The sequence below is a fragment of the Sphingomonas sp. PP-CE-3G-477 genome, from assembly GCF_003050745.1.
Lineage (GTDB): Bacteria > Pseudomonadota > Alphaproteobacteria > Sphingomonadales > Sphingomonadaceae > Sphingomonas.
This window is the reverse complement of sequence record NZ_QAOF01000001.1, coordinates 778140-793337: the sequence shown is the minus strand read 5'-3', so window position 1 is coordinate 793337 and position 15198 is coordinate 778140. Positions and strand designations below refer to the sequence as shown.

Genomic DNA, 15198 nt, shown 5'->3' with positions numbered 1-15198 from the left:
GCTCGTGATGAGCAGGATGCTCGTGATGAGCCGGATGCTTCTGATAAGCCCGATATTCCTGATAAGGACGTGCGAATGTTGTTCCTGACCCTGGCGTTGGTGTCGGCGCCATCGACCTGCACCGAGATCAAGCAGCAATGCCGCGCGTGCCCCACCGAAGGCAGCATCAAAGGATGTTCGACAGTCGGCATAGCCTGCCAACCCACCCGTCGCGTGTGCGAACCTGCCGTCCCGCCGAAGACCGTGACGCGAACGGATCGTGGCCTCGACAAGAGGGCGCGCTGAGCGACGTCGCCTGCTACCCGGCGGTCGAGCGATCCGGTGCGGCAGGGATCAAATAGCCGGACCGGTCGTTTCGTTTCGACATCGACCGGGAGCTAGATGAATGATTTCGAAGACCTTGGCGCTGGCACTTGCCGGCGCAACGCTGTTGGCCGCGTGTTCTGGCGAGCAGCCTGCGACTACCAATACCGATGCGATGGCGGATAACGGCGTATCGCTGCGCAACCTCGCCGAGACCGACGTAGCGGTGCCGAAGCCTGAACAATTGACGGTCAAGGGCCGGCTGATCCCTACCCCCTCCGATCCGACGTCGCGCCACTTCCTGCTGCGTGAGCGCAAGGCTGTAGGCGGGACGATCATCGCGATCCTGCGCCAGGAGCATGACGGCAAGGTCGCCTATGCGCGTACCGAGACCGATTGCGCCAATCGCCTGTTTCACGTCCTCGGCGTCGGCCCGAACCGCGCGCTGGTCGAGACCAACGTCGCGCATGACGGTCCGCTGCGCCCGATCAAGGGCTTGCCGTTGCGCGAGGAACTAGCGACGTATGTCTGCGACGCGAGCGGCACGCCGCTGGCGAAGGGCTGACCCTCACTTCTGCGCCCCTCCCAAGAAGGGAGGGTGTAGTTCGGTGATTATACCTTGAAGGCATGCAGCCGTCATTCCCGCGCAGGCGGGAACCCATACTGGCAAACCTCACGGCGAAATCGCCGACTTCCGAGGATATGGGTCCCCGCCTCCGCGGGGATGACAATAATTATATGTCGGATGAGCATAATCACTGTGAAGTTCTAGGCCGTGACCCAGTCGCGCTTTGCGATGCCCTGGGCGTAAAGTAACGCCGTCAGGTCGCCATAATCTATGCGCGCGGCTGCCGCAGCCGCAACAATCGGCTTGGCGTGATAGGCCACGCCAAGCCCGGCCGCCTCGATCATCGCCAGATCATTCGCGCCATCACCGACCGCGAGTGATTCCTCGACCGCGATCCCGCGCTCGGCGATCGCAGCGTGCAGCGTCGTCAGCTTCGTATTCGACCCGACGATCGGCTTGGTCACCGTCCCCGTCAGCACACCACTCTCGATCTCCAGCACATTGGCGATCGCGCGGTCGAAACCGATCTCTTCCGCTACCGGCTCCGCGAACCGCGTGAAGCCGCCTGACACCAGCACCGCCAGCGCGCCCCGCGACCGCATCGTCCGCACCAGCGCCTTCGCACCCGGCATGATCTTCACGCGTTCGGTCAGACAGCGTTCGATGTCGCTTTCGGCCAGCCCCTTCAGGAGGGCAACGCGGGCATCGAGTGCAGCTTCGAAATCCAGTTCGCCGCGCATCGCACGTTCGGTGATCTCTGCGATCTGCGGCTTGATGCCCGCGTAGTCGGCGAGTTCATCGATGCATTCGACGGCGATCATCGTCGAATCCATGTCGGCAACCAGCAGCGTCTTGGTCCGCGTCAGGCTCGATTGCACGACGACGTCAGTGGCGGGGAATGCCCCCTCGAGCGCGACCCGTGCCGCGTCCGGCGCCATCCCGAAGATCAGGTCGGCGGCGTCGCCCTCGTCGATCCAGCCGCTGACGCCCGGCGCGCAGCCGGCATCGCGCAGGCGGTCCATCGCGGTCGAAATATCGCCTGCGGTCAGCGTGCCCGAGGCTATAAGCGTTGCCGTGAACATAGAAACTCTCCCGAAGGTGGCGCTCATCGCAGGGCCGACCGCGAGCGGCAAGTCCGCGCTCGCGCTCGCTATCGCCGCGCGCCACGACGGCGTCGTCATCAACGCCGACTCCGCGCAGGTCTATGCCGACCTCCGCATCGTCACCGCGCGCCCCTCGCCGGAAGAAGAAGCCAGCACCCCGCACAAACTGTTCGGCCATGTCGACGCCGCCGACGCGACCTACTCCGCCGCGCGCTGGGCCGCCGAGGCAACGCAGGCGATCCGCGACACGCTCGCCGAGGGCAAGCTGCCGATCCTGGTCGGCGGCACCGGGCTCTACATCCGCACGTTGCTCGACGGCATAGCGCCCGTCCCTGCGATCGACCCGGCCCTCCGCGAGGAGGTCCGCGCCCTACCCGTGGCGGAGGCGCACGCCGCACTCGCGCAACTCGACCCGCAAGCTGCGGCCAAGCTCAACGCAGCCGACACCACCCGCGTCGCCCGAGCGCTTGAAGTCGTCCGCGGCACCGGCCGCACGCTCGCCGATTGGCAGACCGAGAAGGTCGGCGGGATCGGCGATACGGTCGACGTCCCCGCGCTGATCCTGATCCCCGACCGCGACTGGCTCAACGCGCGCATCGACCAGCGCTTCGCCGAAATGGCCGACACCAGCCGCGACGAAATCACTGCGCTGCTCGCGCGCACCGACATCCCGCAGGACGCCCCGATCCGCCGCGCGATCGGTGTGCCCGAGATCGCCGCCTTGGTCCGCGGCGAGACCTCGAAACCCGACGCCATCGGCGCAGGATCGCTCGCCACGCGGCGCTACGCCAAGCGCCAATATACGTGGCTCCGACACCAGCCGCCCGCCGCCTGGCCCCGCACCGAAGCGCTCGACCTCCCAACGCGCTTGCAGCAATTTGAAACTATATTGCTCAAATGATGTTTGACACGCATCTTTTATATCGGTAGCCGGCCCCACCAGGAGACGCTAAAGGCAGCGTTCTCGCAAAGGATGATATGAAATGACCGAGAAGAGTGGAGCCGATATCCTGATCGAGGCGCTGTGCGATCTCGGCGTGGAGGTCGTCTTCGGCTATCCGGGTGGTGCCGTGCTGCCGATCTACGACGCGCTGTTTCGCAGTGGCCGGATCAAGCACATCCTCGTGCGCCACGAACAGGCTGCGACGCATGCCGCCGAAGGGTATGCGCGCTCGACCGGCAAGCCCGGCGTGGTGCTCGTCACCTCAGGCCCGGGCGCGACCAACGCGGTCACCGGCATCACCGACGCGCTGATGGATTCGATCCCGATGGTCGTGATCACCGGCCAGGTGCCGACCGCACTGATCGGCACCGACGCGTTCCAGGAGGCCGATACCGTCGGCATCACGCGCCATTGCTCGAAGCACAATTACCTCGTGAAGGACCCCGCCAAGCTTGGCGACGTGATCCACGAGGCGTTCCACATCGCCACCTCGGGGCGTCCCGGCCCGGTGGTCGTCGACATTCCCAAGGACGTGCAGGTCGCGACCGCCCGGTACAAGAAGCCTGGGCCGATCCAGCACAAGACCTATCGCCCGCAGGTGAAAGCCGACCAGTCGCAGATCGAGCAGCTCGTTGACATGCTCGCCGCGGCCGAACGCCCGATCCTGTATACCGGCGGCGGCATCATCAATTCGGGCCCGGCCGCGAGCCAGTTGTTGTGCGAACTCGTCCGCATCACCGGCGCGCCGGTGACGTCGACGCTGATGGGCCTCGGCGCCTATCCCGCGTCCGGCCCGCAGTGGCTCGGCATGCTTGGGATGCACGGCACGTACGAGGCCAACATGGCGATGAACCAGGCCGACCTCGTCGTCGCGCTCGGCTCGCGCTTCGACGACCGCGTGACTGGGCGGCTCGACGCGTTCAGCCCGAACTCGCGGAAGGTGCATATCGACATCGATCGCTCGTCGGTGAACAAGACCGTGCGCGTCGATCTCGGGATCATCGCGGACGTCGGCCACGCGCTCGAGGACATGGTGCGGATCTGGAAGAGCCGCCAGCATCCGAAACCCGACACGACCGACTGGCAGCGTCGCATCGCCGGCTGGCGCGCGGTGAAGTGTCTCGACTTCCCCGAGAACGACCCGAACGAGATCATGCCGCAGCGTGCGATCCGGGCGCTGTTCGACGCGACGCACGCGCAGTCGCCGATCATCACGACCGAGGTCGGCCAGCACCAGATGTGGGCCGCGCAGCATTTCGGGTTCGAGAAGCCGAACAAGTGGCTGACCAGCGGCGGTCTCGGGACGATGGGCTACGGCCTGCCCGCCGCGATCGGCGCGCAGCTCGGCAACCCGAACGCGCTGGTGATCGACATCGCCGGCGAGGCATCGATCCAGATGAACATCCAGGAGCTGGCGACCGCAACACAATACCGGTTGCCGGTGAAGATCTTCATCCTCAACAACCAGTATATGGGCATGGTCCGCCAGTGGCAGGAGCTCACCTATGAGAGCCGCTATGCCGAGAGCTATTCGGATTCGCTGCCCGATTTCGTGAAGCTCGGCGAGGCGTATGGCTGGAAGGGCATCCTGATCGAGACGCGCGATCAGCTCGACAGCGGGATCGCCGAGATGCTGGCGTATGACGGCCCGGTGATCGTCGATTGCCGGGTGTCGCAGCTGACCAACTGCTTCCCGATGATCCCGTCGGGCGCGGCGCATACCGACATGATCCTGCAGGCGAACGAAGTGTCCGGCACGATGGACGACGAAGCGAAGGCGCTGGTTTAAGATGCACATTTCCCAGGAAAAGGCCGAACGGCATACGCTCGCCGTCATCGTCGACAACGAGCCGGGCATCCTCGCCCGGATCGCCGGCCTGTTCACCGCGCGCGGCTATAATATCGAGAGCCTGACGGTGAGCGAGATCACCGCGGACAAGTCGGTCAGCCGGATCACCATCGTCACCAGCGCCTCGCCGGCGACGATGGAGCAGATCATCGCCCAGCTCGACCGGCTGGTGCCGGTGCACAAGGTCACCGACCTCACGGCACAGGGCGCGCACGTCGAACGCGAGCTCGCGCTGGTGAAGGTCCGCGGCACCGGCGACCACCGGATCGAGGCGCTGCGCCTCGCCGACGTATACCGCGCGCGCGTCGTCGATGCGACGACGTCGAGCTTCGTGTTCGAGGTCACCGGCGGGATCGACAAGATCGACAAGTTCGTCGAACTTATGGGTGAAGTCGGTCTGATCGAAGTAGCCCGAACCGGCATAGTCGCGATCGCCCGCGGCAAAGAGCCGGCTTAACAACCACAAGTTTTGTTCTCCCGCGAAGGCGGGAGCCCAGTCTGGACCTCCGCCTTCGCGGAGGGACACCCCGTATCGAAAGGAACCCGAAATGCGTGTCTATTACGATCGCGACGCCGACCTGAACCTCATCACCGACAAGAAGATCGCGATCGTCGGTTACGGCTCGCAGGGCCATGCCCACGCGCAGAACCTTCGCGATTCGGGCGTCAAGGACGTCGCGATCGCGCTGCGCGAAGGCTCGGCGACCGCCAAGAAGGCGATCGAGGCGGGCTTCGCGGTCAAGTCGAACAAGGAAGCTGCCGCCTGGGCGGACATCGTCATGATCCTCGCGCCCGACGAGCATCAGGCGGCGATCTACGCTGCCGACCTACACGACAACCTCAAGCAGGGCGCGACGATTGCTTTTGCCCACGGTCTCAACGTGCATTTCGGCCTGATCGAGCCGCGCGCCGATCTCGACGTCATCATGATCGCGCCCAAGGGCCCCGGTCATACCGTGCGCAGCGAATATGTCCGCGGCGGCGGCGTCCCCTGCCTGATCGCGATCGACCAGGACAAGAGCGGCAACGCGCACGACATCGCTCTGGCGTACGCATCGGGTGTCGGCGGCGGTCGCTCGGGGATCATCGAGACCAACTTCCGCGAGGAATGCGAGACCGACCTGTTCGGCGAGCAGGCCGTGCTGTGCGGCGGCATCACCCACCTGATCCAGGCCGGGTTCGAGACGCTGGTCGAGGCCGGCTACGCTCCCGAAATGGCGTATTTCGAATGCCTCCACGAGACCAAGCTGATCGTCGACCTGCTGTATGAGGGCGGCATCGCCAACATGCGCTATTCGATCTCGAACACCGCCGAATATGGCGACATCACGACGGGGCCGCGGATCATCACGGCGGAGACCAAGGCCGAGATGAAGCGAGTGCTGGCGGATATCCAGTCGGGGCGGTTCGTGAAGAACTTCATCCTCGACAACCGTGCGGGGCAGCCTGAGCTGAAGGCGGCGCGCAAGCAGGCGCTGGCGCATCCGATCGAGAAGATCGGGTCGGAGTTGCGTGGGATGATGCCTTGGATCGGGAAGAATGCTTTGGTTGACAAGGCAAAGAACTGACGCGAGCGCACGCTAGCGCGTGAGCGCGGCCGGCACGACGGAGCCTGCCCATAGGGCACGGCTTCGCCGGGTCCGACGGGCGGGCGTTCCCGCGCACTCCACACCACCCCGGCGAAGGCCGGGGCCCAATTGGGAAGGTTCGAGTAACGGAACGCTGTCTTCCGTTAGCGACGTCCCCCAATTGGGCCCCGGCCTTCGCCGGGGTGGTAGTCTTCGTCGGAAAAGGCGTTCCCCTTTCTTGATCCTTCGCGGACGCGTGGGACTAGGGTCTCGGGCGGTGACCTTGGTTTAACTGGCCCCCCGCCTCCGCGGGGGAACAAGTGGGTGCGCCCCCCTCGCCCCCCTCACCCCACCAACCCAATTCCGAAACACAGCGTTGGCATAACGTCGTTTGACGCGCCCCCTCCCCTCGGCCAGCATCGCGCGATCAACAGGAGACCCCGCATGCGCCTAGTCCTAGCCACGATCCTCGCCCTCACCGCCGCGCCCATCATGGCGCAGACCGCCGCCATCCCCGGCGCCCCCGTCAAGGCGCGCGTCGCCACCGGCACCTACGCGGTCGATCCGAACCACACGCAGGTCACGTGGGCCGTCAACCACATGGGCTTCTCGATGCTCGAAGGGCAGCTCGGCGCGTCGGGGGGCAGCATCACGATCGATCCCGCCAAGCCGAACGCGACCAAGGTCGAGGTGAACTTCGCGATCGACCAGCTTTCGGTCACCGCAGCGCCGTTCGCAGGCCATCTGAAGTCGAAGGACTTCTTCGACGCCGCGACCTACCCGACCGCCAAGTTCGTCTCGACCAAGGTCGTCGCGACCAGCGACAAGGCGACGATCACCGGCGACCTCACGCTCAAGGGCGTCACCAAGCCCGTCGTGCTCCAGGCGACCTTTATCGGTGCTGGCGCGAACCCGATGAACAAGAAGCTGAACTTCGGCTTCCGCGCGACGACCTCGATTAAGCGCAGCGACTTCAACATCGGCGCCTACGCCCCGGTGGTGTCGGACAAGGTCGACCTGACGATCAACGCGGCATTCTCCGCGCAATAAACTACCAAAATCTCTATCGCGCTGGACATCGAGTATGTCCGCGCGATAGGGACGCTATCAATGACGTATGGCCGCCTCCTGCTGCTACGACTTACGCGCCCTTAGGCGCGCCGATCGTTTGCGCGGTGGCCATGCCCCGCGCCTCGTGCCTAAGGGCTGACCCGAACGCTCCCGACGACACGAGAGACACGAGCCATGCTGCGCGACCCATCGACCAAATACCGTCCCTTCCCACAAGTCGACCTGCCCGACCGCCAATGGCCGTCGAAGACGATCGTCAAGCCGCCGCGCTGGCTGTCGACCGATCTGCGCGACGGCAACCAGGCGCTGATCGACCCGATGGATGCTGAGAAGAAGACGCGCTTCTTTGACCTGCTCTGCAAGGTCGGGCTGAAGGAGATCGAGGTCGGCTTCCCGAGCGCGGGCGCGACCGAATTCGACTTTATCTCCGGCCTCGTGAAGACCGGCCGCATCCCTGACGACGTATCGATCCAGGTGCTGACCCAGTCGCGCCGCGACCTGATCGAGACGAGCTTCGCCAGCCTGGTCGGCGCGAAGACCGCGATCGTGCATCTCTACAATGCGGTCTCCCCCGCCTGGCGCAAGATCGTGTTCGGGATGGACCGCGCGCAGGTCAAGCAGATCGCGATCGATGGCGCCAAGGTGCTGCGCGACGAAGCCGCCAAGCAGCCCAACGTCCGCTGGCAGTTCGAATATAGCCCCGAGACCTTCTCGACCGCCGAACTCGATTTCTCGCTGGAAGTCTGCGAGGCGGTGATGGACGTCCTGATGCCGACGCCCGACAATCCGATCATCTTCAACCTGCCCGCCACGGTCGAGTGCGCGACGCCGAACATCTATGCCGACCAGATCGAATGGTTCGGGCGGCATATCCGCAACCGCGACGCGGTGGCGATCTCGCTGCACACGCATAACGACCGCGGCACCGGCGTCGCGGCGGCGGAGCTTGGCATGATGGCGGGCGCGGACCGGGTCGAGGGCTGCCTGCTCGGCAATGGCGAGCGGACCGGCAATTGCGATCTCGTGACCGTCGCGCTCAACATGTACACGCAAGGCGTCGACCCGAAGCTCGACCTGTCGGACATCGATGGCGTCGTGAACACGGTCAATTACTGCACCAACATCTCGGTTCATCCGCGCACGCCCTATGCCGGCGACCTCGTCTTCACCGCGTTCTCGGGGTCGCATCAGGACGCGATCAAGAAGGGCTTCGCGGCGCAGGAGGCGAAGAACGACATTTTGTGGGAGGTGCCGTATCTGCCGATCGACCCCGCCGATCTCGGCCGCAGCTACGAGGCGGTGATCCGCGTCAACTCGCAATCCGGCAAGGGCGGCGTCGCCTGGGTAATCGAGCAGGACAAGGGCCTGAAGCTGCCCAAGCGGTTGCAGGCGGACTTCAGCCGGCACGTGCAGGCCTATGCCGACGAGACCAGCCGCGAGTTGAACGCGGCCGGTATCTGGGCGCTGTTCGAGCGGACCTACATGCCGCAGGCGGACGACCGGGTCGAGTTGCGCGACTATGAGGAAAGCGGTGCGTCGGGGCAGCGCGTGTTCATCGGCCGGGTTGCGATCGATGGCGAGGAGCGGTCGATCTCGGGGCGTGGCAACGGGCTGATCTCGGGCGTGATCGCGGCGATTGCGGAGTCGACCGGGCCGACGCTCGACGTGGTCGATTACAACGAGCACGCGATCGGTCACGGGGCGGACGCGCAGGCGGCGGCGTATGTCGAATGCCGGACTGCCGAGGGTCGGACCGTGTTCGGCGTCGGCATGGATACCGACATCGCCACCGCCTCGGTCCGTGCCGTGTTGAGCGCCGCCAACCGCGCTTGACCCTCTAAAGAACGGCCACCGGCTGAACCGGTGGCCGCTCCTCCTTACGCCAGCTTCGCCAGCAACGCCTGCGCCGCCTTTTCCGACGACGCCGGGTTCTGGCCGGTGATCAGCAAGCCGTCCTCGACGACGTGCACGCCCCAGTCGGCGGTCTTCGAATAGTTGCCGCCCTGCTGACCGAGCATATTCTCGACCAGGAACGGCACGATGTCGCTGAGCCCGACTGCGGCCTCCTCGCTGTTGGTGAAGCCGGTGACCGTCTTGCCCTTGACGAGCGGCGTGCCATCCGCGGCCTTCACATCGCGCAGCACGCCGGGTGCGTGGCAGACGAGAGCGACGGGCTTGCCCGCGCCGAGCGTGTCCTGGATCAACGCGATCGAGGCCGGATCGTTGGCGAGGTCCCAGAGCGGCCCGTGCCCGCCCGGATAGAACACCGCGTCATAGTCGGCGATCCGCATCTCCGACAGTTTGCGCGTATCGGCGAGTGCGGCGGTCGCCTCGGCGTCCCCCTCAAACCGCCGCGTCGCGTCGGTCTGCGCGTCGGGCTTGGCGCTGCTGGGATCGAGCGGCGGCTGGCCACCCGCCGGCGATGCGAGCGTGATGTCCACGCCGGCGTCCTTGAACACGTAATACGGCGCAGCAAGTTCCTCGAGCCAAAAGCCCGTCTTTCGGCCGGTATCGCCGAGGTCGGCATGCGAGGTGAGGACGACGAGAATTTTCAAGATGGATCTCCGGATAAGGTTCGTGGGGAGAGAACGAACCGGCTCTAGGATCGGCGCCTTCCGACTGGGAAACCAAATGCGTCCGGTCGAAGGACTATCGCTCCCGCACGATGCGGCAGCCGATCGCGGCGTCTGGGTAGACATCGGTCTTCATCGTCTCGATCTCGACCCGCCTCACCCGTTCGTCACTCAGGCAAAGCGCGGCGATCGCCTCGCAGAGCGTCTCCTGCAACGCGAACGGGCGCTCCGCTACCATCGCCAGGATGCCGGCGCGGACGAAATCGTAGTCGAGCACCTCCCCGATCGCATCCTCCCCGAGCGGCCCCGGATACACGACCGTCATCTCGACCGAGACGACCACGCGTTGCGGCGCGACCTCGTGCGGGTGAATGCCGAGGCGCATCATCACCTCGAGTCCGTCCAGGATCGTCGTGAATTCAGCCATTCCGCCCCCCAGGGTCCCGATCGAACATCACGTCGCCGTCACGCGTCAGAAACCGCTGTCCGCAATCCACGAACACATTCTGCCCCGTCACGCCTTTTGCGGTCAGCAGCCACGCGACCGCGTCCGCGACCGCCTCCGCTCCGACCGGCCGCTCAAGCAAATTTTCGCTCGCCACGGCCGCGAACTCTTCTTCGGTCTGGTCTCCGCTCGGAAGGGTCAATCCCGGCGACACCGCGTTGACCGAGATGCGCGGGCCGAGTGCCTGTGCGAGCATCGTCGTCGCCCCCTCCAGCGCGATCTTCCCGCAGCTGTACGAGAAGAAATCCGGGTTGAGGTTCGCGACCTTCTGGTCGAGCACATTGACCACCGCGCCGTCCGCGACGTCGTCCTGCGACGCGAGCGCGGACGCGAGCAGCACCGGCGCCCCGCAATTGATCGCGCCAAGTTCGGCGAACAGTACCGGATCGACGGTCGGCGGTCGGTCGAATTCGAACTTCGACGCGCAATTCACCAACCCGTCGATCGGTCCGCCGATTGCCGACCGTGCGGCCGCAAACAGGTCGCCGATCGTGCCCAGATCGCTCAGGTCACCCGCTATCGAAGCAGCGCGCCCTCCCCCGTCGACGACCTCCTCTACCAGTGCGGCCGCCTCGTCGGGAGAATGTCCCTGATGCACGACCACGGCATGCCCGTCCGCAGCCAGCCGCCGAACGATTGCTGCACCCAGCCGCTTCGCCCCGCCCGTGACCAGCACGGTTCGCATCAAACGCCGCGCCCCATTAACGCCAGGACTTCCTTGCGGCTGCGCTCGTCGTCGCGGAACACGCCCATCATCCGGCTGGTGACCATCGTCACCCCCGGCGTGCGGACGCCACGCGCGGTCATGCAGGCATGGCTCGCCTCAATCACCACCGCGACGCCCTGCGGCTTGAGGTTGTCCCAGATGCAGTCGGCCACCTCCGCGGTCAGCCGCTCCTGCACCTGCAACCGCCGCGCGAACCCGTGCAGCACGCGCGCAAGCTTCGAGATGCCGACGACATGATTGCGCGGCAGGTACGCGATGTGCGCCTTGCCGATGATCGGCGCCATGTGATGCTCGCAATGCGACTGGAACGGGATGTCCTTCAGCAGGACGATCTCGTCATACCCGCCGACCTCCTCGAACACGCGTTCGAGATGTTTCGCCGGATCGTCGCCATAGCCCGCGCAATATTCCTTCCACGCACGTGCAACACGACGCGGCGTGTCTAGCAGCCCCTCGCGGGTCGGATCGTCGCCCGCCCAGCGGATCAGCGTACGGATCGCCGACGCTACGTCTTCGGGCACAATCACCTTGCCGTCGGGACCGAGTACATCTCCATCAACCGACCGCTCCTCGGCCCCGTTCAGTTCATCCCGCATCGCAACACCCTTTGCCAGCATACCCAAACATCAGAACATGGGTCCTCTTTTGCAACTGTTTCATTTCGGCAACGCGCCATAAATCCAAGTAATCCGGGCTTCAAAAAGCGTTGACGGTGGAATTTTTTCGTCGTTACTTCGCCATACCTGAAAATCTAAATCGTGAATCGGCACAGACCGGCACGATCGGGGAGAGGACTGACATGGCCAAGTTCGAATTGCTCGCCGCCTCGGCGATGATACTCCTGTCGATTGCGCCGGCAATGGCTCAGACGGCCACCACATCGGCTGAAAACCCCGGCCCCACTAATGGCCCCGGGCAAGAGGCGCCATCCACGCCCGGCACATCGACGCAGACCAATCCCGCCGATACCGCGGCCAGTGCCTATGCGTCGCAGGATATCGTGGTTACCGCGCAACGCCAATCGCAACGTTTGCAGGATGTTCCGATTGCAGTGAGCGCTTTTACCGCGGATACGATCTCGAAGCAGCAGATCGTCAACCCGAGTGCGCTCCAGCAGACGCTGCCCAACGTCACCTTCACCAAGACCAATTTCACCACGTCGAGCTTCACGATCCGCGGCATCGGCGATCTCTGCGTCGGCGCGACCTGCGACCAGGCGACCGCGATCCACGTCAACGACATGCCGCTGGTCACCACGCGACTGTTCGAAAGCGAGTTCTTCGACCTTGAGCGGATCGAAGTCCTTCGCGGACCGCAGGGTACGTTGTTCGGCCGCAACGCGACCTCGGGCGTGGTCAACTTCATCACCGCCAAGCCCGACCTGTCGGGGGTCCATGCCTCCGCCGAGGCCGAGTACGGCAATTACGATTCGAAGCGCGCCCGCGCGATGATCAACCTGCCCTTCACCGATACGCTCGGCATCCGCGTCGCGGGCACGTATCTCAACCGCGACGGCTATACCAAGAACACCTATGACAATTCGAAAATCGACGGGCGCGACTTGTATTCGATCCGTGGCACGTTGTCTTGGGAGCCGACCAACGATACCCGCGTCGACCTGATCGGCTATTATTTCCGCGAGAAGGACAATCGCAGCCGCATCCAGAAGCAGCTCTGCCACCGCGATCCGACCGGCATCCTGGGCTGCCTTCCCGACCGGCTGGCCAACGAGACGCCGAACGGCAATTCGACGCTGGCAGCGACGCTCGCCTCCACCCAATATTTCGGGATCGCCGGCACGCAGCTCGGGCATCCCGAGATTGCGGCGATCGGCCTGCAGAACCTGTATGCGACCGACACCTATGCCGGGGTCGTCAATCCCGGCGACGTCCGCACCGTCCGGATCGATTCCAACCCGACCTATTTCGCCGAGGAAGAGCAGTACACGGCCAAGATCTTCCATGATTTCGGTCCGGTTTCGTTCAACTTCACGGGCGGGTTCTCACGCAACACGGTCGACAGCACGACCGACTTCAACCTCGCGGTCGAGAATCCCCTCGCGGCCAATGTCGGCCTGAATACACTGAACGCGATCGGCCGCCCCGGCGTGGTGATCCCGTTGCCCGGCGGCACGCTGGTCAATACCGGCTATCTCAATGGCGTCCGTTCCGTACTGATCCCTAATGGCCCGGCCGGCGGCGCGTGCCAGTCGGGTGCCGATACGAACAATGTCGGCGTGTTCGGCGGCAACGGCATCGGCTGTTACGCGCAGAGCCTCGACGTCGATCGCTCGCGCCAGGTCAACCGGCAATATTCGGCCGAGGCGCATATCGACAGCTCGTTCGACGGCATGTTCAACTTCCTGCTCGGCGGCATCTATGTCGACTCGCGCAGCCAGAACACCGATTATTTCGTCAACGCGTTCGGGTTGGATTACGCATCGGGCGTGCTCGGCGCGGCCAGCTCGGCGGCGATCCCGGGCGTCAACGGCAACGCGTTCCTCGCGACGCCGTTCTATCGCAACGACGGCGACGATTTCCGCCTGAAATCCTACGGGATCTTCGGCGAGACCTATTTCGAGTTCAACGACAAGCTGAAGCTGACGCTCGGTCTGCGCTACAATCACGACGAGAAGGACGTGAAGGCGCGCAACATCACGTTGAACGTCCTGACCCCGATCGGCGCGTCGAACATGACGCAGGGGCTGAACTACACCACCACCGACTTCGACTCGACGCGCGCCGGGGTGCAGGAATATGCGCTCGACAAGGTCAGCTTCTCGCGGCTGACGGGGCGTGCAGTGATCGACTACAAGATCTCGCCCGACAATCTGATCTACGCGTCCTATTCACGCGGCTACAAGTCGGGCGGCATTAATCCGCCCTTGCCCGCGACCTTCTCGGTGCCGACCACCTTCACGCCCGAGAAGATCGACTCGTTCGAGATCGGCTCGAAGAACACCTTCGGTAACGGCGCATTGCGGCTCAACGTCACGGGCTTCTACTACAAGTACAAGCAGTTGCAGCTAAGCCGGATCGTCGCGCGGACCGCGGTCAACGACAATGTCGACGCCAATGTCTACGGCGTCGAGGCGGAAGCGATCCTCAGCCCGATCCCTGCGTTCGTCGTCAACATGAACGCAAGCTACCTCCACAGCGAGGTGTCGGCGGACAAGTTCCTGGTCAATCCGCGCGATCCGTCGGGTGGCCGCTCGGATGCGGTGATAATCAAGGACCTGCAGAGCGCCGCCAACTGCGCGGTCGTGCCAACCACCGCGGGCAATATCGTCGGCGTGAACACCTATGTCGGCGCGGTGAACTCAGGTCTCGGCCTGCGTGGACCCGTGGCGATCCCGTCGACCAACACGACCGGGGCATACAGCCTCTGCTCGGTTCTCGCCGCGACCGCGGCCAATCCGCCCGCGCCACTCCGTGCGCTGTTCGGCGTGCCGACCGGTGCGCTGCCGTTCAGCGTGACCGACGGCGTCGGCGTCAACATCCGCGGCGGCAAACTGCCGCAGGCGCCGACCTATAAATTCTCGGCGGGCGCGCAGTACACCATCGCATTCCGCAACGGCATGTCGTTCGTGCCCCGCGTGGATCTCAACTACACCGGCGGCTTCACCGCATCGATCTTCAACCAGTTGGTTGACCGCGTGCAGGGCTATGAGGTGGTCAACGCACAGGTGCAGTTGAACGGCGCCGACGACCGCTGGTTCCTGCGCGGGTTCGTGCAGAATCTGACGAACAACGATTCGATCACGGGCCAGGCGGTCGGCGACCAGTCGTCGGGGCTGTTCACGAATATCTTCACGATCGACCCGCGACGGTATGGGATTGCCGCCGGGTTCAAGTTCTGAGGGACGACTGGAGCGATCCTCCCCCGCCAGGGGGAGGTGGCTGGCGCTTGCCAGACGGAGGGGGCGGTGAACGATAACCGCCGTTGCGTGTCCTCCCCCCCTCCGACGCCTTCGGCGCCACCTCACCCT

At 64.7% G+C, this 15198-nt stretch carries 14 protein-coding genes; 9 read left to right on the top strand and 5 right to left on the bottom strand.

Annotation, left to right across the window (positions count from 1 at the left end):
* The first annotated feature begins 75 nt into the window (after window positions 1–75).
* Both C8J45_RS19075 and C8J45_RS03705 read left to right on the top strand, forming a co-directional pair.
* Window positions 76–285 (top strand): hypothetical protein, encoded by a 210-nt coding sequence (locus C8J45_RS19075; protein WP_181321081.1) that lies wholly within the window; start codon window positions 76–78, stop codon window positions 283–285.
* Window positions 286–385: 100 nt separating this feature from the next.
* Window positions 386–868, top strand: coding sequence for a hypothetical protein (locus C8J45_RS03705; protein ID WP_107961896.1), 483 nt, complete (start codon window positions 386–388; stop codon window positions 866–868).
* A gap of 203 nt (window positions 869–1071) precedes the next feature.
* Here the strand turns inward: C8J45_RS03705 and serB are convergent, their stop codons facing one another.
* Complete coding sequence (gene serB / locus C8J45_RS03700; RefSeq protein ID WP_107962236.1) at window positions 1072–1953, bottom strand: phosphoserine phosphatase SerB; 882 nt, start codon at window positions 1951–1953, stop codon at window positions 1072–1074.
* On the opposite strand from serB, the gene miaA reads away from it, so the two are divergent.
* The 6 genes from miaA to leuA all read left to right on the top strand — a co-directional run bounded on the left by miaA (window position 1946) and on the right by leuA (window position 9238).
* Window positions 1946–2875: a tRNA (adenosine(37)-N6)-dimethylallyltransferase MiaA gene (gene miaA, locus C8J45_RS03695; protein ID WP_107961895.1), complete on the top strand. Its 930-nt coding sequence runs from the start codon at window positions 1946–1948 to the stop codon at window positions 2873–2875. The two genes, serB and miaA, sit on opposite strands and share 8 nt — an antisense overlap.
* A gap of 82 nt (window positions 2876–2957) precedes the next feature.
* Window positions 2958–4706, top strand: coding sequence for an acetolactate synthase 3 large subunit (locus C8J45_RS03690; protein WP_107961894.1), 1749 nt, complete (start codon window positions 2958–2960; stop codon window positions 4704–4706).
* A 1-nt stretch (window position 4707) separates the two neighbouring features.
* The gene (gene ilvN, locus C8J45_RS03685; protein WP_056048113.1) at window positions 4708–5223 is read left to right on the top strand and encodes an acetolactate synthase small subunit; all 516 of its coding nucleotides are present in this window, start codon (window positions 4708–4710) and stop codon (window positions 5221–5223) included.
* Window positions 5224–5314: 91 nt separating this feature from the next.
* Window positions 5315–6334 carry a ketol-acid reductoisomerase gene (ilvC, locus tag C8J45_RS03680; protein ID WP_093397093.1) on the top strand — a complete coding sequence of 340 codons (1020 nt, stop codon included), beginning with the start codon at window positions 5315–5317 and terminating at the stop codon, window positions 6332–6334.
* A 444-nt stretch (window positions 6335–6778) separates the two neighbouring features.
* Complete coding sequence (locus tag C8J45_RS03675) at window positions 6779–7384, top strand: YceI family protein (RefSeq protein ID WP_107961893.1); 606 nt, start codon at window positions 6779–6781, stop codon at window positions 7382–7384.
* A 195-nt stretch (window positions 7385–7579) separates the two neighbouring features.
* Window positions 7580–9238, top strand: a complete 1659-nt coding sequence (leuA, locus tag C8J45_RS03670; RefSeq protein ID WP_107961892.1) for a 2-isopropylmalate synthase — start codon at window positions 7580–7582, stop codon at window positions 9236–9238.
* A 44-nt stretch (window positions 9239–9282) separates the two neighbouring features.
* Here the strand turns inward: leuA and C8J45_RS03665 are convergent, their stop codons facing one another.
* The 4 genes from C8J45_RS03665 to folE form a co-directional block, all read right to left on the bottom strand.
* Complete coding sequence (locus C8J45_RS03665; RefSeq protein WP_107961891.1) at window positions 9283–9960, bottom strand: type 1 glutamine amidotransferase domain-containing protein; 678 nt, start codon at window positions 9958–9960, stop codon at window positions 9283–9285.
* 94 nt (window positions 9961–10054) lie between these two features.
* Window positions 10055–10405 (bottom strand): dihydroneopterin aldolase, encoded by a 351-nt coding sequence (locus C8J45_RS03660; protein WP_107961890.1) that lies wholly within the window; start codon window positions 10403–10405, stop codon window positions 10055–10057.
* Window positions 10398–11168 (bottom strand): SDR family oxidoreductase, encoded by a 771-nt coding sequence (locus C8J45_RS03655; protein ID WP_107961889.1) that lies wholly within the window; start codon window positions 11166–11168, stop codon window positions 10398–10400. The genes C8J45_RS03660 and C8J45_RS03655 overlap by 8 nt, the downstream gene beginning before the upstream one ends.
* Complete coding sequence (gene folE / locus C8J45_RS03650; RefSeq protein ID WP_107962235.1) at window positions 11168–11806, bottom strand: GTP cyclohydrolase I FolE; 639 nt, start codon at window positions 11804–11806, stop codon at window positions 11168–11170. Before folE ends, C8J45_RS03655 begins: the two co-directional genes overlap by 1 nt.
* A 203-nt stretch (window positions 11807–12009) precedes the next feature.
* Between folE and C8J45_RS03645 the strand changes: the two genes are divergently transcribed.
* Window positions 12010–15069, top strand: a complete 3060-nt coding sequence (locus C8J45_RS03645; protein ID WP_107961888.1) for a TonB-dependent receptor — start codon at window positions 12010–12012, stop codon at window positions 15067–15069.
* Window positions 15070–15198: the final 129 nt, after the last annotated feature.

Coding starts and splice junctions, on each gene's coding strand:
- C8J45_RS03660 (WP_107961890.1), bottom strand. CDS start 10,405: ATGGCTGAATTCACGACGATCCTGGACGGACTCGAGGTGATGATGCGC.
- C8J45_RS03690 (WP_107961894.1), top strand. CDS start 2,958: ATGACCGAGAAGAGTGGAGCCGATATCCTGATCGAGGCGCTGTGCGAT.
- ilvC (WP_093397093.1), top strand. CDS start 5,315: ATGCGTGTCTATTACGATCGCGACGCCGACCTGAACCTCATCACCGAC.
- C8J45_RS03655 (WP_107961889.1), bottom strand. CDS start 11,168: ATGCGAACCGTGCTGGTCACGGGCGGGGCGAAGCGGCTGGGTGCAGCA.
- folE (WP_107962235.1), bottom strand. CDS start 11,806: ATGCGGGATGAACTGAACGGGGCCGAGGAGCGGTCGGTTGATGGAGAT.
- leuA (WP_107961892.1), top strand. CDS start 7,580: ATGCTGCGCGACCCATCGACCAAATACCGTCCCTTCCCACAAGTCGAC.
- C8J45_RS03705 (WP_107961896.1), top strand. CDS start 386: ATGATTTCGAAGACCTTGGCGCTGGCACTTGCCGGCGCAACGCTGTTG.
- C8J45_RS03675 (WP_107961893.1), top strand. CDS start 6,779: ATGCGCCTAGTCCTAGCCACGATCCTCGCCCTCACCGCCGCGCCCATC.
- C8J45_RS19075 (WP_181321081.1), top strand. CDS start 76: ATGTTGTTCCTGACCCTGGCGTTGGTGTCGGCGCCATCGACCTGCACC.
- ilvN (WP_056048113.1), top strand. CDS start 4,708: ATGCACATTTCCCAGGAAAAGGCCGAACGGCATACGCTCGCCGTCATC.
- C8J45_RS03645 (WP_107961888.1), top strand. CDS start 12,010: ATGGCCAAGTTCGAATTGCTCGCCGCCTCGGCGATGATACTCCTGTCG.
- serB (WP_107962236.1), bottom strand. CDS start 1,953: ATGTTCACGGCAACGCTTATAGCCTCGGGCACGCTGACCGCAGGCGAT.